The organism is Eubacterium sp. F2 (assembly GCF_046244355.1).
Classification (GTDB): Bacteria; Bacillota; Clostridia; order Peptostreptococcales; family Anaerovoracaceae; genus Aminicella.
Map to the genome: position 1 here is coordinate 1,081,119 of NZ_CP176393.1, position 23,247 is coordinate 1,104,365.

At 47.1% G+C, this 23,247-nt stretch carries 24 protein-coding genes; 14 read left to right on the forward strand and 10 right to left on the reverse strand.

What is annotated here, in order from left to right:
- Position 1 precedes the first annotated feature (1 nt).
- Positions 2 to 298 carry a DUF2442 domain-containing protein gene (locus tag ACI77B_RS04465; protein ID WP_409337562.1) on the forward strand — a complete coding sequence of 99 codons (297 nt, stop codon included), beginning with the start codon at positions 2 to 4 and terminating at the stop codon, positions 296 to 298.
- Positions 299 to 579: 281 nt separating this feature from the next.
- Here ACI77B_RS04465 and ACI77B_RS04470 read toward each other — a convergent pair whose 3' ends face one another.
- The 10 genes from ACI77B_RS04470 to acgA all read right to left on the reverse strand — a co-directional run bounded on the left by ACI77B_RS04470 (position 580) and on the right by acgA (position 10,045).
- Entirely contained in the window at positions 580 to 1,659 is a 1,080-nt protein-coding gene (locus ACI77B_RS04470) for an IS30 family transposase (RefSeq protein ID WP_409337563.1), read from the reverse strand.
- Between the two features lie 192 nt (positions 1,660 to 1,851).
- Entirely contained in the window at positions 1,852 to 3,132 is a 1,281-nt protein-coding gene (locus tag ACI77B_RS04475) for an amidohydrolase family protein (RefSeq protein ID WP_409337564.1), read from the reverse strand.
- Between the two features lie 307 nt (positions 3,133 to 3,439).
- Positions 3,440 to 4,348, reverse strand: coding sequence for a class I SAM-dependent methyltransferase (locus ACI77B_RS04480; protein ID WP_409337565.1), 909 nt, complete (start codon positions 4,346 to 4,348; stop codon positions 3,440 to 3,442).
- A gap of 255 nt (positions 4,349 to 4,603) precedes the next feature.
- The gene (locus ACI77B_RS04485) at positions 4,604 to 5,083 is read right to left on the reverse strand and encodes a flavodoxin family protein (protein ID WP_409337566.1); all 480 of its coding nucleotides are present in this window, start codon (positions 5,081 to 5,083) and stop codon (positions 4,604 to 4,606) included.
- A 110-nt stretch (positions 5,084 to 5,193) separates the two neighbouring features.
- On the reverse strand, positions 5,194 to 5,592 hold the full coding sequence (locus ACI77B_RS04490; RefSeq protein WP_409337567.1) for a flavodoxin family protein: 399 nt from the start codon (positions 5,590 to 5,592) through the stop codon (positions 5,194 to 5,196).
- A 95-nt stretch (positions 5,593 to 5,687) separates the two neighbouring features.
- A complete protein-coding gene (locus tag ACI77B_RS04495; RefSeq protein ID WP_409337569.1) occupies positions 5,688 to 7,094 on the reverse strand; it encodes an NAD-dependent succinate-semialdehyde dehydrogenase in 1,407 nt (468 codons plus the stop codon).
- A gap of 271 nt (positions 7,095 to 7,365) precedes the next feature.
- Positions 7,366 to 7,929 carry a nitroreductase family protein gene (locus ACI77B_RS04500; protein WP_409337570.1) on the reverse strand — a complete coding sequence of 188 codons (564 nt, stop codon included), beginning with the start codon at positions 7,927 to 7,929 and terminating at the stop codon, positions 7,366 to 7,368.
- A 69-nt stretch (positions 7,930 to 7,998) separates the two neighbouring features.
- Complete coding sequence (locus ACI77B_RS04505) at positions 7,999 to 8,451, reverse strand: pyridoxamine 5'-phosphate oxidase family protein (protein WP_409337571.1); 453 nt, start codon at positions 8,449 to 8,451, stop codon at positions 7,999 to 8,001.
- A 10-nt stretch (positions 8,452 to 8,461) separates the two neighbouring features.
- Entirely contained in the window at positions 8,462 to 9,643 is a 1,182-nt protein-coding gene (gene acgM / locus ACI77B_RS04510; RefSeq protein WP_409337572.1) for a radical SAM/SPASM domain protein, ACGX system, read from the reverse strand.
- Positions 9,644 to 9,703: 60 nt separating this feature from the next.
- On the reverse strand, positions 9,704 to 10,045 hold the full coding sequence (acgA, locus tag ACI77B_RS04515; RefSeq protein WP_409337573.1) for an ACGX-repeat peptide: 342 nt from the start codon (positions 10,043 to 10,045) through the stop codon (positions 9,704 to 9,706).
- Between the two features lie 205 nt (positions 10,046 to 10,250).
- Here acgA and ACI77B_RS04520 point away from each other — a divergent pair, with 205 nt between their 5' ends.
- The 13 genes from ACI77B_RS04520 to ACI77B_RS04580 all read left to right on the forward strand — a co-directional run bounded on the left by ACI77B_RS04520 (position 10,251) and on the right by ACI77B_RS04580 (position 23,205).
- Positions 10,251 to 11,159, forward strand: coding sequence for a LysR family transcriptional regulator (locus ACI77B_RS04520; RefSeq protein ID WP_409337574.1), 909 nt, complete (start codon positions 10,251 to 10,253; stop codon positions 11,157 to 11,159).
- Between the two features lie 75 nt (positions 11,160 to 11,234).
- Entirely contained in the window at positions 11,235 to 11,489 is a 255-nt protein-coding gene (locus ACI77B_RS04525) for a hypothetical protein (RefSeq protein WP_409337575.1), read from the forward strand.
- The gene (locus ACI77B_RS04530) at positions 11,486 to 11,665 is read left to right on the forward strand and encodes a cysteine-rich KTR domain-containing protein (RefSeq protein WP_409337576.1); all 180 of its coding nucleotides are present in this window, start codon (positions 11,486 to 11,488) and stop codon (positions 11,663 to 11,665) included. Before ACI77B_RS04525 ends, ACI77B_RS04530 begins: the two co-directional genes overlap by 4 nt.
- Positions 11,666 to 11,724: 59 nt before the next feature.
- Complete coding sequence (locus tag ACI77B_RS04535) at positions 11,725 to 12,141, forward strand: hypothetical protein (protein ID WP_409337577.1); 417 nt, start codon at positions 11,725 to 11,727, stop codon at positions 12,139 to 12,141.
- A gap of 202 nt (positions 12,142 to 12,343) precedes the next feature.
- Positions 12,344 to 13,588 (forward strand): ATP-binding protein, encoded by a 1,245-nt coding sequence (locus tag ACI77B_RS04540; RefSeq protein WP_409337578.1) that lies wholly within the window; start codon positions 12,344 to 12,346, stop codon positions 13,586 to 13,588.
- Between the two features lie 52 nt (positions 13,589 to 13,640).
- Positions 13,641 to 14,426, forward strand: a complete 786-nt coding sequence (locus ACI77B_RS04545) for a DUF6904 family protein (RefSeq protein WP_409337579.1) — start codon at positions 13,641 to 13,643, stop codon at positions 14,424 to 14,426.
- Positions 14,427 to 14,729: 303 nt separating this feature from the next.
- Positions 14,730 to 16,076: an alpha-amylase family glycosyl hydrolase gene (locus tag ACI77B_RS04550; protein WP_409337580.1), complete on the forward strand. Its 1,347-nt coding sequence runs from the start codon at positions 14,730 to 14,732 to the stop codon at positions 16,074 to 16,076.
- A gap of 195 nt (positions 16,077 to 16,271) precedes the next feature.
- Positions 16,272 to 16,610 carry a hypothetical protein gene (locus ACI77B_RS04555; protein ID WP_409337581.1) on the forward strand — a complete coding sequence of 113 codons (339 nt, stop codon included), beginning with the start codon at positions 16,272 to 16,274 and terminating at the stop codon, positions 16,608 to 16,610.
- 804 nt (positions 16,611 to 17,414) lie between these two features.
- Entirely contained in the window at positions 17,415 to 18,995 is a 1,581-nt protein-coding gene (locus tag ACI77B_RS04560) for a glucose-6-phosphate isomerase (protein WP_409337582.1), read from the forward strand.
- Positions 18,996 to 19,059: 64 nt separating this feature from the next.
- Positions 19,060 to 19,242 carry a hypothetical protein gene (locus ACI77B_RS04565; RefSeq protein ID WP_409337583.1) on the forward strand — a complete coding sequence of 61 codons (183 nt, stop codon included), beginning with the start codon at positions 19,060 to 19,062 and terminating at the stop codon, positions 19,240 to 19,242.
- Between the two features lie 90 nt (positions 19,243 to 19,332).
- Positions 19,333 to 20,214, forward strand: a complete 882-nt coding sequence (locus tag ACI77B_RS04570) for a GGDEF domain-containing protein (protein ID WP_409337584.1) — start codon at positions 19,333 to 19,335, stop codon at positions 20,212 to 20,214.
- Positions 20,215 to 20,730: 516 nt separating this feature from the next.
- On the forward strand, positions 20,731 to 21,660 hold the full coding sequence (locus ACI77B_RS04575; RefSeq protein WP_409337585.1) for a DUF1848 domain-containing protein: 930 nt from the start codon (positions 20,731 to 20,733) through the stop codon (positions 21,658 to 21,660).
- Positions 21,661 to 22,500: 840 nt separating this feature from the next.
- The gene (locus ACI77B_RS04580) at positions 22,501 to 23,205 is read left to right on the forward strand and encodes an ABC transporter ATP-binding protein (RefSeq protein ID WP_409337586.1); all 705 of its coding nucleotides are present in this window, start codon (positions 22,501 to 22,503) and stop codon (positions 23,203 to 23,205) included.
- Positions 23,206 to 23,247: the final 42 nt, after the last annotated feature.

Consider the following 23,247-nt stretch of genomic DNA (forward strand, 5'->3'; position numbering starts at 1 on the left):
TATGTATATTAAGGACGATATCTGCTATGCAGGAGAACTGGTGGATAATATCAAGGTGACAGACGCGAAGCCTTTACGGAGACATATGATGCTGGTTACCTTTTCTACAGGGGAGCAGAGGCTTTTTGATGCATCAAATCTCGGAGGACCTGCTTTCAAGCCTTTAGAGGATGACAATATCTTTAACCATCCTGTAATCTTCCATGGTGTGATTACCTGGGATAATGGTCAGATTGATATTGCGCCTGAGACTGTTTACAAGGAAAGCTATCCGTATTCCAATGTAGAAGCAGTGTAATCTGTGTTGTCAAATAGTTTTCAGAGAGACGGATTTGAAAGAATTCCCGGGATTGATCGTTTCATTGGGGCGTAACTTTGACGGGGATGCCGACCAAATTACAGAACGGATTCCAGAACTAGGTCTTTAGTTCCGGGATCCGTTTTCATACTCTTCGGTAGTACCGTACGCGCATTCAGGAGGCGTTTGAGTTCATTCTTTTGTTCTTCAGAAAGAATATTTGATAGAAAAATATTTTCTTATAAATTCGTAAATTGCAAGTTCAAATTGAACAGTAGCAGTTACGAAGCTGATTGAACCTTGTCAACTGAATATACCTGATCGAGAAACTTCTCGAATAGCTCCTCTGGAGTGCAGTAGCCTAGCGCCTTTCGGGGCAATGCGTTGATCTCATCTGCAAAGCTGCAGATTTGTTCCGCACTGTATCGCTCTATCGAGGCACCCTTGGGAATAAATCTGCGAAGAATGCGATTGTGCCGTTCATTCTGTGGCCTTTCCCAGGACGAATATGGATGGGCAAAATATACATATATACCATATTTTTCCATCTCACAAAGTCTGGCAAACTCATTGCCATTGTCGGCTGTAATGGATTGGAAGATCTCCGTGAAGTGCTCCTGGTATTCTTCACGCAACACTTCCAGAGCCGTCATGACAGAGTCAGCGTCCTTTCCCGGGATTTTGATGGCCATATAGTAATCAGTCTTCTTCTCAAGCAGAGTAAGGACAACCGATTCTTTGCCGCTTTTATGGCCTACTACCGTATCAATCTCCCAGTGACCACAGTGAATCCGTTCCATCACTTCCTCAGGGCGTTCTTCGATGCTTTTGCCCAGGATATGCTTGTTCTGGCGGACTCTGTGATTTTTGTGGGACTTTCTGGACAGTGCTTCCGGAACATCTGCAGGGTGAATCTCGAGATTTCCTGCCCAGAGCTCATTGTACAAAGTTTTTGTGCATGGAATCTGTTCTGCTGGAAACAGCTGCTCCCGTTTGGCATAACCCACACAGGCATCAAGAGACCACTTGTGATGTTTGATCTTTCCATACATCCATTCCAGGAAGGGCTGGGCACCCGCAATCTTGTGTGCCTTGTGACAACGGGATCGATTGATCTCATAGTTCTGCTGGCCACGTCTGGCGGAGTATTGTGGAAATCTTCCTCTGCTGCCCCTGCGTTCGCCTGTACCACGCCGAAGTTCGTACATCACAGTGGATGGAGAGCAGTCGATCTGCTGAGCAATCTTGCGGAGAGAGTAACCAAGCTTTTTGAAGATCCTGATACTGCATCTTTCTTCAAATCTCAGGTGCTGACCCCTTTCGCGATCGGGTGTAATCATGGTAGAATTAAGTTGATCCATAGTGGACTCCTTTCGGTGAATTTTTGTTTCGCGACTTTATTCTACCAGAAATCCACTATGGATTTTACTCTATTCAGCTGTTCAAGTTCATTTTACAATCTACCTTTCTTATAAATTATCGCATTGATCGATATATTTGTTGTCTTAATAACCGTGAGTTTTGTTACCATGAACTTTCACCCAAAATCTAAATCAGCAGAAGGGATCAAGATTCTCATCCAAAATTTTTTTCCTCTTTGTTTTCGGATGAGTGATGACCTCACCCCTTGCGACAACCATGCTGACGTTCCTTAATGCATGGAGGTCTGCAAGAGGATTTTCTTCGGTGACGATCATGTCCGCACACTTTCCCTTTTCAATGGAACCTGTGATGTCTCCGATTCCGGCAAGCCTTGCATTATTAAGAGTAGCTGTATGAAGGGCGAAAGCGTTCGATACGCCGACATATTTATGGAAATAATAAAGTTCTCTCCAGAAGTCGTATTGGGAGATCCAGGGGCATCCCACATCATTTCCGAGTGCTACTGGAATGCCATTTTCAATCGCTTTAACAGAGCAGTCTCTTATTCCCTCGAATACAATATTTCCATTATACTGTTTTACTTCAGAAGCATTTGAGACCGATCTGTCAAAAAGAGCATAGGGAAGTGCAGGTGACAAGGTCGTGGTAAGAAAGGCTCCGGTCTCTTTAAAGAGCTGGATAATCTCGTCATCAGCTTTCGCCCCATGCTCGATGGAATCTACTCCGTTTTGAAGAGCTGCCTTTAATCCTGATGGGGATTCGACATGTGCTGCCACGATAAAGCCGAGTTTATGAGCTTCATCGCATACGGCTTTTATCATTTCAGGTTTCATTTTCAGTTCACCAGGCACTCCCTTTTCCCTGGCATCGAGAACGCCTCCTGTGATCATAAGCTTGATCAGATCTGTTCCTGCATCCTTGCAGTGATGAACCTGAGCAAGAGCCTCATTTATTGTGGACGCAGCTATTGCAACAGAGCCTGCCATATGTCCGCCAGGCACTGAGATTCCTTCATTTGCAGCAAGGATTCTGGGCCCGCGCCTTTTTCCGCGGTTTATTTCATCCCGGATTTTTGTATCCAGGTCTCTTAAACCTCCGACAGTTCTTACCGTAGTGACTCCTGAAAGAAGCTCGATTTTAGCATATTTTCCCACCAGACTTTCAGCAGCTTTTGCCGAGACTGGATTCGAGAAAATCTGGTTTACAAGCTTCGTATTATCTCTCTGTTTCTTCTGCGGTTTCCCGTTTCCAGCCAGGTGGACATGCATATTGATAAGGCCCGGCATTATATAGCTGCCTTTAAGGTCGATCACCTGATATCCTTCAGTCGATTCTTCAGATGGTAAAATGTCAGTGATTTTTCCGTTATCTGTAAAAATAGTCAGGTTATTTTCTGGTGCCATGTCCTTTGTCCCATTTAAAATGATTCCATTTATGAATGCATATTTCATAGACATTTCTCCTCTTAATATTCCCTCTTCAGCAGCATTCTATGGATATTGTATCGGGCAGTTCCTGGACATGCAAGTGAATCATATTCCGCAATATTGAGCATTATGCTTGCGAAAAAACGTGCAGAATAAAACCGATATATAATCGTGATTACAGAGCCGAAAAGCGGGCAGCACCCTTGATCCGCGCACCATAAACTGCGGCATTTGCCAGCAGATCTCGAATCATGCTCTCCGGTCCGCAGCATCCAATCAGTTGGTTCATCTATACTCCTCCTCGCTTTCTATGAGCGCGGAATGGTTCACATTAATCTTTCTTAACCGCCAGGCAGTAATTAACATGCTCAAAGGCTTTCATATCTGCTCCGGCCTTATCGATCACAGATTGTTGAATATCTTTCGGTGTCAGAAGCTCGTAGATCAGGAAACCGTGTTTCTCCAGGAGTTTTTCAAGCTCACGATAGGAAAATGCTGACTGCATCGGTTCACCGGCGGCTTTTGCCATCATAAGGGTGTTCTGCACACGTTTTTCAGAAGCATGAAAGAAATTCTCATCCGGATAATCGAATACAAGTGTGCTGCCGTCTGCGCATAGACTGGAAAGTGCAGATAACATTGAGTCGATGGCTTCTGCTGAAAGGTAGTAGATTACACCGAGCCAGGAGAAAAATGATTTGCTTGTCCTGTCAAAACCACCTGCAGTCAGGCTTTCCTGCAGATTGTCTTTTGTAAAATCTGCAGGGACAAAGGTGAGATTGCAAGGAATCGTCCAGCCTGCGCGCGCAATTCTTTCCTTTTTATCCGCCTGGGTCAGAGGATGATCGACCTCGAATACCTGGTATTTTGATAAGAACTCTGTCTCCCGAAAAGCGAAGGTGTCCAGTCCTGCGCCGAGGATAATGTATTGCCTCGTGCCGGTCAGGGCTGCCGTTTTTAATGCCTGTTCGGTGTAGGCCGCACGGCAGAGCGGCGACGGCGCAATATGCGTAGTAATGAGCTTTCGCAGCAGTTCTTTCGAGTCCTGCTCTGCAGGATTGCTCTCTGGCTCAAAGAACTGCGCTCCGTCAAGAATATAGCCTTGAATGGCAGCATATTCTTCTGCTGTCATCAGTTCCCTGGCAAGATGATCCGTAAAAACTGGACGCTCTTCGTTTTCTGTGTGAAATACCCGGGAAAAGGAGCTCATCAGGGCGGTAATGCTGGATTTGTTATTCATTTTGTCCTCCTTTTAGTTTTTCTTTTTGAAAACGGATCCCAGAAACAGAGAATTGATTCTGGATTCCGTTCTGTAATTTGGTCGGTACCCCTGTTAAAGTTACGCCCCAACAAAACGATCAACCCCAACGAAAGTTACAGACCCGAAAAAACCTGCCTGGATATCCCAGACAGGCAATGATATATTTCGGATGAGCCAGATTACAACAGTACTGATAAATTCTAAGGGAGTGTAGAAAAAAGTGGTATTACTTGTTTACCTTGTTATACTTCTTATCCATTCTACAGCTTTTTTTCGATCGGCATCCGGATCTTTCTTTAATGGGTCATAAAAAACCGTTGTTCCAATAATTTCATTTCCGTTCAATGCATTTTTCATGTTTTCTATGGTCTTTCCATGATCACTGCCGGCACAGCAGAACAAGGCAATCTTCTTATTGTTTATCCACTGCTCTTCTAAAAAAGTTCTGATTGGCGGAGTCAGCGTATATGACCACACAGGTGTTCCGATAATGATTAAATCGTAATCTTCAACCCGATGGTCCAACGGCAGTAATTTGACCTTACTCTGACTCACAAGTTGTCTGATTCCCCACATAACGTATTTCGCACCGCTTGCATGTATCGGTTTTTCCGGCTTTAATTCCTCTATATCGGCATGTACCGCCTTAGCTATTGCTTCCGCAATCAAACGGGTATTGCCACTATACGAATAGTAAACCACAAGGGATTTCATCTCTGGTTCTCTCCTTCCGTCTCTAATAGCAACCTATGGTTATTATTCAGGCTTCAGTTTTCTTTCAACAAATCCTGTCTGTATGCCGAAATGCTTTGATCGCTTTGAAACTATTTCTTAACCATACTTCTGGCAAAAGATTTCGCCTCTTCCAGTTGTGCCTGACTTGCCTTGTTTCTTACATAGAAGGTTTCGGCTTCCACAGGAATTCCCTTTTCCTGAAGCGCGTTACGGATCAAATCAATGCTGTGTTTCGAGACCCAGGATGTGGAGAAAACAACAGCCCGTCCGACCTGTCCGACAGAAAGTGAGCCCAGATAATTCTTCAGGTTCTTATCAATTCCATAGGCGTAGAGCGCTCCTCCGATAAAAAGAACATCCGCTCTTTCCGTCAGAGCCGCCTCCGGCATATCGACAGAAACCGCCGGAACGCCCAGAGCCTCCGCAATCGCCTCCGCCACCAGCTTTGTGTTGCCAGACCGTGAATAATATCTTACCGCTGTATTCATAGTGTCCTCCTAATTAATGTTAATGGTTGGCACCCGGTTCTTCACGAGTGCCAATCATCAAAAATCCAGTTATCTGTATTTTATCATCCGTATGATTAATACTGCTCAAATACCTTTTTCATGTCAATGCCGGCGCTGTTGATATACTTCTGGTTGGTAAATTCGCGGATTCCATCGGCACCCAGTTCTCTGCCAAAGCCTGAAGTCTTGACGCCGCCGAACGGGATTGCTGCGGCCGCCATTGTCGGCTGATTGATGGATACAGCACCGGACTCCATCGCAGCCGCCATGCGGGCTGCATTTACAGGATCCTCCGAATATACGGAGCTTCCAAGTCCGAAGTCTGTTCCGTTGGCGAGGGCAATTACTTCGTCTTCTGTCTTCCAGGAAAAGAGCATCAGAACCGGTCCGAAAATCTCTTCATTGAAGATCGGATTCTCCGGTGTAACGCCTGTCAGGATTGTAGGCTGTACCCATGCGGAATCTGCAGGAACCTTCGGGCCTATCTCCGTAGCTGTCGCACCGTTTTCCACAGCCTTTGCGATCTGGCTTCTGATCTTGTCCGCCGCTTTCTTCGAGCAGACCGGAGCAAGCGTTGTCTCCGGGTTCAGCGGATCTCCGATCTTCAGCTGATCGATGGCGCCCGCAACAGCTGCCTTGAACTGGTCATAAATGGACTCATGAATGAACATTCTCTTATCGCCTGCGCAGACCTGGCCGGAAATGGTCATTCTTCCCATCAGAGCACCCTGCACGGCTTTCTGAAAATCAGCATCCGGCATGACAACCATGGCATCCGATCCGCCAAGCTCCATGACGCACTTCTTGAGGTTTCTTCCGGACTCTGCCGCAATGCTGCGGCCTACCGGTGTGGACCCGGTCAGTGTGATGCCACAGATGCGCTTGTCGGCTATCAGGGCATTGGACTGGTCATAATCAATAAAGAGATTGGTAAAGCAGCCATCCGGAAGTCCGGCATCCTTGTAGAGCTTCTCCATGGCCAGCGCACACTGCGGGCAGTTGGACGCATGCTTTAAGACGACCACATTGCCTGCCATGAGCTGGGCCGCAGACGGTCTTGTCATCTGGAAGAAAGGTACGTTCCAGGGCTCTACCATATAGATGATACCAAGCGGCTGGTAAATGCCGACAGCATCGCCTGCCATCTGGTCCGAGGTCTTGATGTAATGCGGCTTCAGCAGCTCCTTCGCATTGTCTGCGTAGTAGTCCATGATGTCCGCGCACAGGTTCATCTCCCAGGCCGCAATCGTGACCAGCTTACCTGTCTCAATTGTATTGATAGCTGCGAGCTCATCTCTTCTCTCTCTTGCCAGCTGGGCCGCCCTCTTCATAACAGCGGCACGCTCCTCAAAGCTCGTCTTCGACCAGGACTCATATGCCTTCTGTGCTTTCTGAAGCTTTGCCTCGACCTCCTCATTGGTCGTGTTATTGAATTCTGCGACTACTTCTCCAGTATAGGGATTTGTTGATCTGTATGCCATGATTTTTCTCCTTCTGATCTGGTTCCTATCATCATCCGTGTTTTGTTTTTGTCTTGTTTCATCTGACATGCATAGAATACAAAAAAACACCCAGTGAAGGAACATCACCAGGTGCCAATAGGAAATCAATTTGTGCCACTTGTTCGATTATGTAGTTATCATCGCCGCCACCGTTCCCATTGCGGGTGTTTTCCGCAATTTAGATTGGAAACAAATATTGAAAATCCAGTGTTTTCAGCGATTTTTTCGTTGCAATGCACTTTGCTTATGCTTAACGATAGACCACTTCTGCGTAATGGCGTGGCAGGCGCTTTGGGTAGGCTCCTTCACAATACCCCATTGTGATATAGACCTGCGGGGCGAAATTTTCCGGAATACCGAATGCTTTCTGCAGTGCCTGACCTTTTTCTGTTCCCATGGAATTCAGGACTTCGCCGACAATGCAGGTGGATACGCCCTTTTCATATGCGGCAAGTGCGATATTCTGCGCCAGAATATAGGCATCTGCAGGAGAGAAATAGAAGTTCTTCGGCCCGAACAGAGCAAGGACAGTCGGTGCGTTATGAAAAGCACTTGGTGCTGCTTCAATTTCCTCCTCTGAAGGCAGGGATACCACGCCTTTATTGAAACTTTCGATCACCGTCGTATGTGCCTTTCCGATATAATCGATCTCTTCACGATCTGTCAGAACAACGGTCCGGATGGAGTTTCTGTTTCCGGCATTCGGGCTGTATTCCATCACATCCAGAATGCTCTGAATCGTCTCCTTCGGAACAAGTCTGTCCTGAAATTTCCGTACTGAACGTCTGCCTTTCATTGCTTCCATAAGTTCCATCGATGCTTCCTCCCGTCATTATCGTTCTGTCTGTATCATCCTCTTCCTGTTATTCCAGGCCGGCTGTACCTACAGCTTATATCTGTGTGTTCCTATTTCCGGTTCAAGGCTTGATACCTCTACATGGACATCATCCAATGTAAAAGGGACAATTTCCTTTTCCTCTGGTCCGGAATGATATTTACGTAGAATCGGACTTGCCTCAAGCACCTTTCTGCGATGCTCTTCATCCTCCTGCATCCGGACCTTACCGCTGATGCGGATCCAATCCATGGTTTCATCATCCGCAACGGTAATTTCTACGTCAGGATGACGAGAAATTTCTTTCCAGGTCTCTTTTCCTCTGATCGTATCAAACCAGAGTTTCCCTTTTTCCTCATATTTAAATTCAAATGCCTTGACTTTAGGTTTTCCGTCTAGTCCGATCACACCGATATACTGCATAGGATGTTCTTTCAGCATTGCCAGTGTGACGGCCATTCCGTCATTCATATCAAGGTCTCTCAGAATACTCTTTTTCACCACTCACCTCTTAAACTTCTGACACAGCCGCTTTTGCAGACTCCTTATGATTATGCAGGAGCTTTTCCGTTGATGCAGTTTTATTCGTAACTAACAGGCCATTTTCTTCCGAAGCCCAGCACTGTGGATCTTCTGCATAAAAGCTGCCGTAGGTTCCTTTCGCCACTGCAGGGCAGCCGCGGCACCATGCAGCGAGTCTGCAGCTGGAGCATTTGCTGAACTTCTGATAGTCTCTATAGTCCTCAGCCTGATTAAGCCAGAGATCTACGAGTCTGTCTGTGAGAGCATTTCCGATTCCACTATCTGCCACACGGCGGCAGGCATATACTTCGCCAGTCGGAAGAATCGTCAGATGGCAGTTTCCACAATTGCATCCGCCATAGATCATCCCGCTTTCTGCCCAGTCCGGAATCTTGAATTCGCCTGTTTCATACTGGTAAAGCGTCCAGAGGTGGTCTTTACGGTTAAAATACGTTACACATGATGGATCATGCTCATAGTGCTTGTATTTCTGATCGACTGTTTTCAAGAATTCACGATATTCTTCCGGCGTGATTCCTGTCATCTTCTTCCCGTGTTCCGCCCGCTCTGCTTCTGCATAGAGAGCAGGAACTGAAGAAGGATCCGGAGCCGTCGGAACGTATCTCGCAAATGCATATACATCCGCCTTGTATTTGACGACTTCGTCGATAATGTCCGGCACTTCCTTTATGTTGACGGAAGAAACGGTTGTCATCACAACAGAGGTGATGCCTGCTTCATTGATCATTGGAATCTTCTCGAGTGTCTCCCGGAAGGAACCAGGCTTCCTGAACCAGTCGTGTGTCTTTTCCATTCCGTCGATGGACAGCTGGTACTTATCACAACCACACGCTTTCAGCCTTGCCAGATTTTCTTTTGTCAAATGGAAGGGATTTCCAAGGATTGTGAATGGAATCTGTTTTCTCTTCAGGAGTTCCATCAGTTTCCAGAAATCCGGATGGAGGATCGGATCACCACCGGTGATGTAGAAATATGGAAGCCGGCCGAATGTCCGGCAGAAATCCTCCGCATTTTCCACCACTTTCTGCATGTCTTCCCATTTCATGCTTTTTAGATCTTTGCAGGCATTCTCTGCGAAAATGTAGCAATGCTTGCATCTCTGGTCGCATTCTTCTGTGATGTGCCACTGGAAAGCAAAATACTGTGCCATAATCCTATTCCTCCACTTCCGGCTTTCTGTTTGTATGGTTATTTCAGGGGTTATAACGGATTACTTGGCTGCACCACATGCACTGGATGGCTCTTCCGGTTTGGCTGCACCACATGCACTGGATGGCTCTTCCGGTTTGGCTGCACCACATGCACTGGATGGCTCTTCCGGCTTGGCTGCACCACATGCACTGGATGGCTCTTCCGGCTTGGCTGCACCACATGCACTGGACGGCTCCTCCGGCTTGGCTGCACCGCATGCACTGGACGGCTCCTCCGGCTTGGCTGCACCGCATGCACTGGACGGTTCTTCCTTCTTTCCTGCTCCGCATGCTGTACCACATGCTGAAGAATTCTGCTTGGTTTCTGCTTTTTTGTTCCATCCGAATAAGTTTGCTAACATGGTTCATTTTCCTTTCTGCAGGTATTATTCCTGCTGTAAACTGCTGAGCTTTTTCTCTTGCTCACTCTTACTTTTGTTTACAAGTGCATATTAGCATCCGATATGCGGAAAGTGAAATGATTATATGTTATAATTAATGAGTAAATCGTATAAATAGAATCCGATTATACCCAGAGGAAAGAGAATAAAGAAAGGGGATTTCCTTATGAATATGACCCAGCTTGAATGCTTTACCACACTGGCCGGTACGCTGAACTATCTACGCACGGCGGAAGAACTGAATATGACTCAGCCTGGCGTCTCCCGGCAGATTCAGTCTCTGGAGCAGGAACTCGGCACCAGACTCTTTCACCGGACAACACGTTCCGTTTCTCTTACACAGATTGGTGCTGAATTTCTTCCAGAAGCCCGGCAGATGCTGAATACCTACTATCACGTAATGGAATGGATCAGCTCATTTCACGAGGGTGCGCATTATGCATTAAAAATCGGATACAACGACCCGCACGCTCTCGTTCCCATCCGGAAAATACTGGCACCTCTTCTGGCTGAAAAGCAGAATCTCTCCCCGGAACTTTCTCTCGATCAGACAGATGTCAGTCTGCAGAGGCTCGTTTCCGGCGATCTCGACCTGGTATTCGGCATAAAAGACGCAAAATTCAAGAATGATAAGATCTCCTTTATTCCTGTTCATGACGAGCATTTTTTCTGCGTCCTGAGAAAAGATCATCCTCTTGCTCAGAAATTCAAGAGGAAGCGCCGGAAAATCGTATCCTCTGAGGATCTTTTTCCCTACCGTCAGGTCATCAACATCCCGCCATATCTATTAAAAAACGCCTTTTCAAGGGGACATAAACTTCTCCCTGTGAACGACACGCTTCTCAACAGCATGGCTGCGAACAGTTCCGAAGCCTGTGCCCTCGTCCTTGCCGGGGCCGGATACTGCCTTCTGCCGGAATATATGCTGATTCCGGATAAGGAACTTATATTTCTGGAGTGGAAGGAGTCCCCGCACGCACCGCTGGGAATATATGCAGATGCGGAGATTTACCGCGATAAGAGGTCAACAGTAAGAAAATTTATTGAGAATGCTGCCAGGCTTTATAGTGAATAGGATCATTGGACAAAGGAAAACTTCTCCGCCAATTTCCGCAAGATGCTTACCCTGGAACAGTACCGCAGCCCGGAAATGGCACAGCTTCACCATGATTATCTTGCCGGGGGACCTTTGTCCTATATGGCGGCGATCTTCCGGAAACTGACGGATTCTGATGAAGCGGCCATGCAGCTGGCACTGGAGTTTTATGGACCGATGTATCTGCTGTACAGTGTTTATGATGAGGCAGAGGATAAGGATGCTGTTGCTCCTGTGCTGGAAGCGCATATCAACCGGTTTATCGCCAGGGTGGAATCCACTTACAGGAAGGACAGGCAGAGCTTATGACAGACGCGGAAGAGAAGCGCTGGGTCTTATGTCCCAGATGCGGAGCGAAAACACGATTGCAGATACTCAGGGAGACGGAACTGAAAGACTTTCCCTTGTTCTGTCCCAAATGCAAGAGGGAAAGCATTATCGATGTAAAGAATTTTGTTATTAAAAAGAAAGAAGCCAGACGCTGAGACGCAGTGCTGATCGCAGAAGCGGTCATGTGCTGCGTCTTTTTTTCAGGAGGGAAAGTATGAGATGTCCAGAATGTGGAAGAGAAATGAGAAAGGGCTATCTGTTCAGCAGTAAAGACGGGGCGTTCAGCTTTGTCGGATGGTCTGCGTTTCACCATGCCGATATTCAGCATTGGGGACGCAGAATCATTCTGCTGATGGGTTCTGGTCTGGTCGTCTGCTGCTTTGCGGCGGCACGGGACGGTCTGGATAAGACGATTCAGCATGCCATTGACGGCAGCTGCGCGCCGGGACTGTTCCCGCTCGTCAGCATACCAAATATTATTGGCTGCATCGGTGCGGCAGTGATTATTCTTGCCGCCATCACTGCCCTGATTGCCAGAAGGCAGCAGATGCGGGAGGTCTGCTTCTTTATGATGTCCGGCGGGGTAGTGCTGAAGATCGTAGTCGTAGAGCTTGCACGAATTATTCGGTGAAGAGGAGAAAAATCATGTCAAAGAAAAATATTATTATTCGGCCTGAAACCGAAAGGGATTACAGAAATGTTGAGAACCTTATTATAATAAAATCCTTGAGTTATTTGCGTATTTAGGGGACTAAATATATAAATATTAAAAAAAGAGTACCGTGAATCCGGGGTTTATGGTATGATTATCTCAGGAAAAGGGAGGTGAAGAATTGTATAAGAACATATACCCAAGAGAAAAATATCTGTCAAGGCTTCGTCCGTTTTATAACTCAGATATTATTAAAGTGATTACTGGAATTCGCCGATGTGGAAAATCCTGTATATTAAAGGCGGTCATGAATGAACTGCAATCTGCTGGCGTTGATCAGTCGCACATCATTTATCTTCCTTTGGATCGGCGTGGATACAAGCAGATCAGGACGCCCGAACAGTTAGAGGATCGTATCGAATCTATGCTTTCTGATGATGGGTTCTATTACCTTTTTATCGATGAGGTGCAGAATGTCAAGGGCTTTGAAAGTGTGGTTCAGGCTTATGAAGAAGATGGTTTCTCTGTATTTCTCACTGGATCAAATTCATATCTGTTAAGTGATGAAATTACCACCAAACTTACTGGCAGATATCTGACGTTTGAAACTTTCCCTTTGGATTTTCATGAGTATCTGGAGATGAAAGAATTTTTCCATATTGACAGAAATACGGATATGGATCAGGAATTCAATGAGTATGTTTTGAATGGCGGATTTCCTAAATCTCTTGAATTCGCGGATGTCACGGCTAGACAAACATACACGCGGGGAATCGTATCAGAGATTTTTGAAAAGGATGTAAAAACCAGGAGAAGAATATCTAATCTGGCAGCATATGAGAGAGTGCAGTCTTTTCTGATTGGCAATTATGCGTCACCTTTTTCTCTTGGGAATCTCCTGAAGGTTCTCGGAAAAGAAGGAATTCGTACAAAAGCTGCTACAGTTCGGGGATATATAGAGGATCTGAAGAAAGCAAAGATCATATATGAATGTAATCGTTTCGATCTTAAGAGTAAAAAGGCCGTTCGCAGGGATCAGAAATATTACCTCGCTGATATGTCTTTATACTTTTCAATGAATACAGATAATCAGCTGAATTACGGACCAACCTTGGAAAATCTGGTATATCTTTATCTCATCAGTAATGAATATCAGGTAAGCGTAGGCAGAATTGGAAAGCTGGAGTGTGATTTTATCTGCCGTGATAAAACGCAGAACTATGCGTATATTCAAGTTACATATTCGATGCATGGGGGGAGTGCTGAAGCCGATCAAAAGATCCATGAAAGAGAATATCGTCCATTCCGCAGTATAAGAGACGGTTACCCACGATTCATAATTTCCCTTGATAAATACAGAGATCAGTACGAAGGAGTACATCATATAAACGCAATAGACCTTTTTTTGGGAAAAGAAAAAATATAAAAAAATATAATAGGATATGTATGGTTGGAAAGAGTAAACGGAGGAACGCGATATGATTTCAGCAAAGCCGACAGAGCACCTGACCGGGGTGACTATAGAGGGTGAATATGAAGATCTTTATGAGATGGTTGAGAGCATATATCGGATGACTGGTCTTGAAGAGGATTACGATGACTGCTATTGGGGCGTGAAGAATCGTCTGCTGGGAATCTGCTATGACATCAGGCATGCCTTTCAAGGCGATCGAAATGTTAAACTGGTAGATAATGGCGCGAATGATGAGTTGATGAAATGGCATTCCATGGCTATGCCGCAGCAGAACCTGCATTATTCTGTGGAAGTGCTTTTCCCTGAGGCATTGTTTGTGGCATTCTCCGTGCAGGAGTTGTATTTACCGGCATCGGCAGACTATGGTGAAAGAGCGAGAAAGCTGCAGAAGAAAGCCGAACATCCGAGAAGATTTGTGTATAAATATGCGGATTATATCAGAGATCAGGCGATGCTTGGTATGCTTTCAAGTGTGATTTTGTCTGCGTTTGCAGAAGTGATCGGTGACGAAGATTTTGAGAAGGTAATGCGATTGAGAGAAAAATCCTGGGGAGACGAGTATGCGTATTATGCCACACAGTATGTCGATAAGTGTAATATTGAATACCTGAAGACCGCTCCGGCGAAGAGAAAAGATAAGATCAGAATTATCGCAAAGAGACTGCTTAAGAAACCAGATGCCTACATAAGATTATTAAGGAATTTGAAGAGTGCCTCGAGAGAATATGGATGCAGCATACATGAACTGCAGGATCCGCGCCTTGAATATCCGGACAATATTGTGTGGTAGATTAGATGACAGAAGTCTGTATCACGGAATGGATAAATATTATATAAATGATAAATTGTAATTCCAAATTATGTCGGCAGGCGTATAAAATCCCGAAATCGGGAATAAATCATAAAATAAATGAATAAATCCCGATTTCGGGATTTTTGTTGACATCATACTATATTTCAGATCTCGGACTCCGAAATTATATTCTCCCTAAACAGCGGTATGATTTGGGGTTTTCTCTTGAAAATGTAATCTATTTTGAGCTTAGAAGACGGGGATATGAGGTTTGTGTTGGAAGGATTGGAGGTGATTAACATGGCATGGTACCATGAAGCTGTATTTTATCATATTTATCCGCTCGGTCTGGCGGGAGCGCCGGCCAATAATGAGGGGGGAGAGCCGGTCCACCGGCTGAACACCCTTCTTCCCTGGATTGACCATATAAAAGAGATCGGCTGCAATGCCCTCTACATCGGCCCTCTGTCTGAGTCGCTGAGCCACGGTTACGACACGACCGACTATAAAAGGCTGGACCGGCGGCTGGGAACGAACGAGGACCTGATCAATTTCGTCCGGACCTGCCATGAGAAGGGCATCAGGGTGATCTTCGACGGCGTTTTTAACCACACAGGGCGTGAATTTTTCGCTTTTAAAGATTTAAGGGAGAACAGAGAAAATTCCAGATACAGGGACTGGTACTGCAATGTGAACTTCGGCGGCAACAATGAGTTCAACGACGGATTTTCCTATGACAACTGGGGCGGCTACAATATCCTGGCCAAACTGAACCAGTGGAATCCGGAGGTCCGGGACTACATTTCCGGGGTCATCCGATACTGGGTGGAGACCTTCGACATCGACGGAATCCGGCTGGACGCGGCTGATGTCATGGATTTTGAGTATCTGAAGTCTCTCCGCAGAACTGCGAATGAAGTCAAACCCGATTTCTGGCTGATGGGCGAGGTGATCCACGGAGAATATATCCGCTGGGTGAACGACGACATGCTGCACGCCGTGACCGATTACGCCCTGCATAAGGCCCTTTATTCCGGCCATAACGACCATAATTACTTTGAGATTGCGCATAATGTGAAGAGGCTGATGGACATGGCTGGCGGCGATCCGTTGCGCCTTGGTCTTTATAATTTTGTCGACAACCACGATGTAGCCCGCATCGCCTCCAAGGTCAATAATAAGGACCATCTCCGCCCGATTTACATTCTGCTCTACACGCTGCCGGGCGTGCCGTCGGTCTATTACGGCTCGGAATTCGGCATCGAGGGGCAGAAGGAACAGGGTTCCGACGCATCCCTCCGGCCATGCCTGCATCTGGAGGACTTCCGGGAGGCGGGACAAAAGAATACGCTGACAAGGCTGATCACTGCCCTGGGACGGGTCCGTCAGTCTGAGCCGGCGCTTTCCTATGGAATGTATGAAGAACGTTACCTGACCAACCGCCAGTACGCCTTCGCGAGGAAGCTGGACGGAAGAGACGTCATCGTCACGGTGAATAATGATGAAAACCCGGCCGCATTCGATGTCCGCTGCGACGCGGGAAGATACCGGGGCGCTCTGACCCGTGCAGAAGCCGTCAATGAAAACGGGCACATCCATGTAAGTCTCGATTCCTGCAGCGGCGAGATCTGGATTCCGGAAAATTAAGGGACAAAATTCATGCCGCAAATGAGCAGAGGAGAATCCCAGATAAGGGGACTGCGGCTGCCGGACGGGGATTATTTACCGGCCAGTATGTGCTATAGTTATAGCATATTTCATAAACGGCATTGTACATCTCAATGGCGAATGCATAAAATAGCAGGTGAAATCCGCAATTGTGAAGAAAGCAGGAGGCAGATCATGGATAAATCGTTCCCGGAAATGAAGAAATACTTTGGCTTTGGCTGTATGCGCCTGCCGGTGAAGGGCGGAAGTCTTGTGAATCTGCCGGAAGATGCGCAGAAGATCTATGATGATCTGAATCGGAAAAACGGCACACATAATTCCAATGCCAGCTATGCAATCCGCTTTGCGGCAGGGTTCGACGGAATCCGCATGGTGCTGTCCGGCATGAGCACGCTGGAGCAGATGAAGAATAACATTTCCTTTATGAAGGATTTTCAGCCGCTGACAAATATGACCTGTTGCAGCGGCCTCTGTTTCAGATATTCATCGATTATGCAGACGTTATCAGCATGAATTCTCGTAATCTGGTAATATTTTTGGTAGAAATATTTAAAATCTGCGTATCGTACCAAGTATGCAGTATTATTTAGGTAAGATCAGGAGAAGCCGTGTGTTTTTACCAAATACCCAGAGCGAGTATAGGTATTAAGACTGGGAAGGTGGGAAAATTTTAGTAGTTTTATCCCGTTAAACGAGGCAACATTCTGACATTTCGGCTTATCGTTGATTTCTCTCTTATATTTACTGAGCGGCTGTAGAAAATTTATACATGTTTATTTGTTATTATAAATCTTGGGAATCAAATAATGAGAATGTACATGTAAAGATACAGAAGTTTGGTATGAATCGTGATTATTTTTCAATACTACCAAAAATAATCCTCTGTTTGTAAAAAGATGGATTTTTCACGGGTTTTACCAATGGGATTTTGCATGACTTCACTCCAGTTGCGATTGAAGATGATTGAACTACATTTTCGGATAGAAACGTGGGAAATAATTAGCACAAGTGCCTGAAGCAGAAGATACACAGTCCGGAGCAGGCCGGCGGAGTCGGAAGCGTGAGTATGCGCGAAGGGAGCCGGGAGGCGTTCCAGGCATCAGGCTGCGTACAGCTCACAGAAAAACCCGGAGATCTGTCAGCAAAACTCCACGGCCATTTGATACCCTCTGAAACTCGCAGGTGATACGCAAAATGCTGTAGAATTGTTGTATAATAATAAGAAATGAAGGTGAGCAGCGGCGCAGGCCTGAACGTGCAGAAGTTCGGGCGAGACTGCGTGGCAGAAAAGGATTGAACAATCAGGAGGAGTTACGGATGACAGAATGGAGAAATTTTGATGAGCTGAAGTCCTTTCAGACACTGAAAAACGAGCAGAAGGTTGATCTTCCGGCAGTGATGGCCGGCGAATCCGGGGCAGAGCGTGTCAGAAAATACAGTGTTCCGATGGCGGAAGGTCTGCAGTATAATTTTGCCGCAAAGTCTGTGGATGACACGATTCTTTCGGATCTGGCAGAGCTGGCACAGGAAGCGGAGCTCGGCGATAAGTTTAAGGAGCTGTATGAGGGCGCAGTGATTAACACGGGTGAGAAGCGTCTGGTGCTCCATCATCTTACACGCGGACAGCTGGGCGGCGATGTCATTGCAGACGGCGTGAACAAGCGCGCGTTCTATCAGGAGCAGCAGAAGCGGATTGCGGATTTTGCCCGGGATGTGCATGAAGGAAAGATCGTAAATGAGCAGGGTGAAAAGTTCACCGCGGTTGTCCAGATCGGAATCGGCGGAAGCGACCTGGGCCCGCGTGCCATGTATCTGGCACTTCAGAACTGGGCAAAAGCCAATAAGCAAGATTACATGGACGCCGCCTTCATCAGCAATGTTGACCCGGACGACGCCGCATCGGTGCTGGCATCGGTTGATGTGGCGCACGCGATCTTCATTCTGGTCTCTAAATCAGGAACGACACTGGAGACACTGACCAACGAGACTTTTGTGCAGAATGCGCTCCGCGCTCAGGGTCTGGAGCCATCCCGTCACATGATTGCAGTCACCAGCGAAACATCCCCGCTTGCACATAACGATGACTACATGGCTGCCTTCTACATGGACGACTATATCGGCGGCCGCTATTCCTCTACATCGGCAGTCGGCGGCGCTGTGCTCTCTCTGGCATTCGGACCGGAAGTCTTCGCTGAATTCCTGGAAGGAGCTGCCGCAGAGGACCAGCTGGCAAAGGAGACGGATCCGCTGAAGAATCCGGACATGCTGGATGCCCTGATCGGTGTTTATGAGAGAAATTTCCTGGGATATGAGAGTACGGCAGTTCTTCCGTATTCACAGGCGCTCAGCCGTTTCCCGGCTCATCTTCAGCAGCTGGATATGGAGTCGAACGGAAAATCTGTCAACCGCTTTGGAGAGCCGGTATCCTATCCGACCGATCCGGTACTGTTCGGTGAACCGGGAACGAACGGACAGCATTCCTTCTATCAGCTCCTGCATCAGGGAAAGAATATTGTGCCGCTTCAGTTCGTCGGATTCCGGAAGAGTCAGCTGGGAGAAGATGACAGCATTCAGGGCAGCACGAGTCAGCAGAAACTCTGTGCCAATGTGGCAGCACAGATTGTCGCCTTTGCCTGCGGCAAGCCGGATGAGAACCGGAATAAGAACTTTGAGGGCGGCCGTCCTTCCAGCATCATCATCGGCGAGGAAGTAACGCCGCGCAGCCTGGGCGCACTGCTCGCGCATTTTGAGAATAAGGTCATGTTCCAGGGCTTTGTCTGGAATCTGAACAGCTTCGACCAGGAAGGCGTTCAGCTGGGAAAGGTGCTGGCAAAACGCGTGCTTGCTCACGACACAGACGGCGCGCTGGCAGAATACAGCAAACTTCTGGATATTTAGACCTGCAGGATCTGCTGCCGGGCGCAGCGGGCATCCGCAATAAGAAAATCAGACAGAAATATGCATGCGCAGACGGTATGAACGCCTTCCCGTCAAGGAAGGCAGGGATAACATCATCCTTTCCATTTATGATATGAAGAGCGGCAGGTTCACCTGTAAGCGTCTTATCGCTTTTCTGGCGCTAGATACAAATGGTGAAATCGCATTTGGACTGATGCAGGATGTGGAAGATCCGGGAAAACAGTAATGTGGGAACATTTTGGGATATCTTGTTTTAGAATACAGGAATCGGGTAATTACGTATAGTTGCGAAAATTATCAGGAGAGGACAAAATTAATGATGAACAAAGAATTTCCAAGAAAGGAAGCTGTACCGGACTTCGGCATTACCCATACGGAACTGCTGGAGCGGATCCGGGGGCTGAATACGGTTTTTGATACGGTAAGAGTCGTCAACCCATCGGTCCATCGTCAGATCGTCTATCATGCAGACGGCACACATGAAATACTTAAAGGTTACTGTTTTTCCTTCTGGAAAAGGCATGTTCCGTGCGCGAACTGTATTTCTGCAAAAACCTTTGCAACAAAACAGAGAGCATCCAAATTTGAATTTGTAGATAATGAAATTTATCTTCTTGTCTCAGAATATCTGGAAGTAAACAAAGAGCCATGCGTTCTGGAATCGATCCTGCATCTTAATGATCAGGTTATGATTGACGCCTGCGGGAAAAATGAGTTTGTTTCACGCATCACCCAGTTTAATGAACGTCTGTACAGAGATTCTCTGACACAGGTCAGAAACCGCAGGTATTATGATGAGCAGGTTTCCGGGCTGACGGTACAGGCCGCCGCGATGATTGATATCGACCAGTTTAAGAATATCAACGATACCTGGATGCACAAGGCGGGAGATGCGGCACTGCAGGCCGTTGCCAGTGCGATTTCCGGATGTGTGCGGAAAAGCGATCTGGTCCTGCGCTACGGAGGAGATGAATTCATACTGGCGTTTGAAGATATTCCGGAGCAAGTATTCCGAAAAAAACTTCAAGATATCGAAGAGGCGGCAGGTTCCGCGGAAATTCCGGGTTATCCCGGCGTCCATCTGACCATCAGCATCGGCGGCGTTTATGAAAAGGGACAGCTGAAGGATGAGCTTGAAAAAGCAGATGCAGCGCTGTACGAAGCGAAGGAAACAAGAAACCGCGTCGTGATCAGGTAATGAAAAAGAGCCGATCCGTGCGTTTGGTTCAGTTTGAAGTATAGTGATAAAAGGCACTTTGAATATTTCGTCTATTACCATACGAAAATAGCGGGAAGTTTTGACATTTTCCGCTATTTTTGTTTTCTGCATGCAGCATGAGAAATATCCGGAAAAGAACCGTCCTGCAAGTGAACATCGCAGAATGCCAGGCTGTCGGAAATGTCCCGGATAATAAGACGGCTTGTGGTCTCTTGCACGGCTAAGTTTTGTCAGGCTTGAAATTCAGCGGTTTTATAGTTCCTGAAAGAGAAGTATATTACTATAAAGCACATTCTTGCGATAATCTCCCATTCAATCTATGATTTCTGTGTTGAAAGTCACGGGCAGACAGAAGCCTTCGGCCTGCCGGATATTCTGAAACAGCGTGGATTACGCGGCGCGTGATGCCCTTGCGCGCGTAAATTTTGTCAGATGATGACTCATGCGCTACAATAATGACATCGATGAGAATTAAGAAAAGGCAGGTGCAGGGAAATGATTATCAATACAGGGCAGAGAACAGACATTCCGGCCTTCTACGCACCGTGGCTGGCAGAGCGGCTGAAGGCGGGATCTGTCTGCGTGCGCAATCCCTATAACCCGGTTCAGGTCAGCCGTTACCGCCTCGACCCCTCCGTCGTGGATGTGATCGGATTCTGCACCAAGAACCCGGCACCGATGTTCCCCTACATGAATCTGCTGAAGGATTACGGGCAGTTCTGGTTCGTCACGATTACGCCCTATGGCAGAGATATTGAGCCGAATGTCCCCGACAAGCACCGCCTGCTGGATGATTTCAAGAGACTGTCAGACGCTGTCGGCATCCAGTCCATCGGCTGGCGCTATGATCCGATATTCATTTCCGAGCGTTATTCTGCGGCCTATCATCTGCGGGCGTTTGAAACGATGGCCTCCGCGCTGGACGGATACACAGAAACGGTCGTCATCAGCTTCATCGACCTCTACCCAAAAGTCCGGCGGAATTTTCCGAAGGCCCGCGAAGTCACACAGGAGCAGCGCCTGATGCTGGGGAAGGCAATGATTGATATCGCCGCCGCACACGGCATGACCGTGAAGCCCTGCGCGGAAGGCGATGAACTGGCTCCTTATGGTGCCGACTGCAGCGGCTGCATGCAGATCCGCGACTATGAGAAGGCGATTGGAAAGCCTCTTCATGCGCCAAAAAGAAAGGGCGCAAGGAAGGAATGTGCCTGTTATCTGGCCTGCGATATCGGCGCCTACAACACCTGCCGCCATCTCTGCCGCTACTGTTACGCCAACGCGGAGGCCACAAGAGTGCTGGAGAACAGCCGCCTGCACGATCCCGAGTCACCGTTTCTGATCGGCGGCTATCGGGATGGGGATGTGGTTCACGATGTGCCGCAGGAGTCCTGGGTGGAGAGGCAGATGCGGATCAGTTTTTGATGTCTGGCTCAGGGTGTCCCTGAGAAAGAAAGCGGAGTGACGTATACAGTATACCTGTTTGTGTAATATTCATGCCGAATTGTATTTATTTCAACACAATGTATCTGCAATTGTTCGGGAATCGCTTATTAAATGTCAAATTCCCGAGGTTAATTTTATGTGGCTCGGGAATCTCCTCTTATTCGGCCATTTCCCGAACTTTCAGGGATTCATATTTCGGGAAATGGCATCGTACTGACGATTTCCCGAACTCGGGAGGTTCACCGATCGGGAAATTGTCAGAAGCGCAGTTTTGACTAGTCCGATATTATAATCAATCATGATTATTATACAATGCACACGAATTAATTTTCTTTTACTTGAATTTTTATCAATAATATATCTATATAGAGCGAATATGTCCTGTACACAGTTCGGGAAAAGCGCGTTTTAACTGTATTTCCCGAACTTTGAAAAAAGGAGCTCGGGAAAAAGCGGATAACATGGCAAATCCCGAACTTCGTTCAATCGTAGGCGTGCTTATTTTACGGTATACTTTAACTGCCTTCACTGCGGCGTACACCCTGCCAGATCCCCCGCATTCTAAAATATTTACCAGGGAGCAAGCACCAGAATGCGGTCATCTATGCAGGAATTCTATTTTGTTCGATTTTCAATTTATAAAATCTGTGCTTTTTGAATAAGAACTCCGTCATCCGCCATTAATCCTCGAAATGCGTTTTATATCTCGCGCTATCTATGGTATAGTGAACATAGAAACAGCGCCGGCGATGTCCGAAAATGTCAGAAAAGAGTGTCATTATTTAGGAAGGCCTGCAGAAATGAGATGGGAGGACGTTCATGCACGCGTTTATCGAATTAAAGGACGTAAGCAAGATCTACCATATGGGTGACGTGGAGATTCGTGCCGCGGATCGTGTTAATTTTTCCGTGAACGAGGGAGAATTTGCGGTCATCGTCGGACCGAGCGGCGCCGGAAAAACTACGGTGCTGAATATTTTAGGCGGCATGGATACAGTTTCTTCCGGTGAAGTCTGGGTGGACGGAAACAACATCGCGGAATATTCCAGAAAGCAGCTGATCGGCTTCCGCAGAGAAGAGATCGGTTTTGTCTTCCAGTTCTACAATCTGGTGCAGAACCTGACGGCGCTGGAAAATGTGGAGCTTGCCGTGCAGATCTGTAAGGATTACCGGGATCCTGAAGAGGTTCTGGATGGCGTGGGTCTGAAAGACCGGATGAATAATTTCCCGGCTCAGCTTTCCGGCGGCGAGCAGCAGAGGGTGGCCATTGCCCGGGCGCTGGCAAAGAATCCGAAGCTCCTGCTCTGCGACGAACCGACTGGTGCGCTGGATGACCAGACCGGCCGGCAGATCCTGCGCCTGCTCCACCAGAGCTGCAGAAAATACCATATGACCGTAATGATGATCACACATAATCACGCCCTGACCGCCATGGCCGACCGCGTAATCGAGATCAGAAATGGCAGGGCAGAGTGCGTGTACACCAACGCATCACCGCAGTCCATCGATGAAATTGTTTGGTAGAAATCACATAGAAAGCAGAGACTGCAGAGAATACAATGACTG

Excerpts from the sequence above, each read along its gene's own strand:
- ACI77B_RS04465 (WP_409337562.1), top strand. The coding sequence starts at position 2 with ATGTATATTAAGGACGATATCTGCTATGCAGGAGAACTGGTGGATAAT.
- ACI77B_RS04470 (WP_409337563.1), bottom strand. The coding sequence starts at position 1,659 with ATGGATCAACTTAATTCTACCATGATTACACCCGATCGCGAAAGGGGT.
- ACI77B_RS04475 (WP_409337564.1), bottom strand. The coding sequence starts at position 3,132 with ATGAAATATGCATTCATAAATGGAATCATTTTAAATGGGACAAAGGAC.
- ACI77B_RS04480 (WP_409337565.1), bottom strand. The coding sequence starts at position 4,348 with ATGAATAACAAATCCAGCATTACCGCCCTGATGAGCTCCTTTTCCCGG.
- ACI77B_RS04485 (WP_409337566.1), bottom strand. The coding sequence starts at position 5,083 with ATGAAATCCCTTGTGGTTTACTATTCGTATAGTGGCAATACCCGTTTG.
- ACI77B_RS04490 (WP_409337567.1), bottom strand. The coding sequence starts at position 5,592 with ATGAATACAGCGGTAAGATATTATTCACGGTCTGGCAACACAAAGCTG.
- ACI77B_RS04495 (WP_409337569.1), bottom strand. The coding sequence starts at position 7,094 with ATGGCATACAGATCAACAAATCCCTATACTGGAGAAGTAGTCGCAGAA.
- ACI77B_RS04500 (WP_409337570.1), bottom strand. The coding sequence starts at position 7,929 with ATGGAACTTATGGAAGCAATGAAAGGCAGACGTTCAGTACGGAAATTT.
- acgM (WP_409337572.1), bottom strand. The coding sequence starts at position 9,643 with ATGGCACAGTATTTTGCTTTCCAGTGGCACATCACAGAAGAATGCGAC.
- acgA (WP_409337573.1), bottom strand. The coding sequence starts at position 10,045 with ATGTTAGCAAACTTATTCGGATGGAACAAAAAAGCAGAAACCAAGCAG.
- ACI77B_RS04520 (WP_409337574.1), top strand. The coding sequence starts at position 10,251 with ATGAATATGACCCAGCTTGAATGCTTTACCACACTGGCCGGTACGCTG.
- ACI77B_RS04525 (WP_409337575.1), top strand. The coding sequence starts at position 11,235 with ATGGCACAGCTTCACCATGATTATCTTGCCGGGGGACCTTTGTCCTAT.
- ACI77B_RS04530 (WP_409337576.1), top strand. The coding sequence starts at position 11,486 with ATGACAGACGCGGAAGAGAAGCGCTGGGTCTTATGTCCCAGATGCGGA.
- ACI77B_RS04535 (WP_409337577.1), top strand. The coding sequence starts at position 11,725 with ATGAGATGTCCAGAATGTGGAAGAGAAATGAGAAAGGGCTATCTGTTC.
- ACI77B_RS04545 (WP_409337579.1), top strand. The coding sequence starts at position 13,641 with ATGATTTCAGCAAAGCCGACAGAGCACCTGACCGGGGTGACTATAGAG.
- ACI77B_RS04550 (WP_409337580.1), top strand. The coding sequence starts at position 14,730 with ATGGCATGGTACCATGAAGCTGTATTTTATCATATTTATCCGCTCGGT.
- ACI77B_RS04555 (WP_409337581.1), top strand. The coding sequence starts at position 16,272 with ATGGATAAATCGTTCCCGGAAATGAAGAAATACTTTGGCTTTGGCTGT.
- ACI77B_RS04560 (WP_409337582.1), top strand. The coding sequence starts at position 17,415 with ATGACAGAATGGAGAAATTTTGATGAGCTGAAGTCCTTTCAGACACTG.
- ACI77B_RS04565 (WP_409337583.1), top strand. The coding sequence starts at position 19,060 with ATGCGCAGACGGTATGAACGCCTTCCCGTCAAGGAAGGCAGGGATAAC.
- ACI77B_RS04570 (WP_409337584.1), top strand. The coding sequence starts at position 19,333 with ATGATGAACAAAGAATTTCCAAGAAAGGAAGCTGTACCGGACTTCGGC.
- ACI77B_RS04575 (WP_409337585.1), top strand. The coding sequence starts at position 20,731 with ATGATTATCAATACAGGGCAGAGAACAGACATTCCGGCCTTCTACGCA.
- ACI77B_RS04580 (WP_409337586.1), top strand. The coding sequence starts at position 22,501 with ATGCACGCGTTTATCGAATTAAAGGACGTAAGCAAGATCTACCATATG.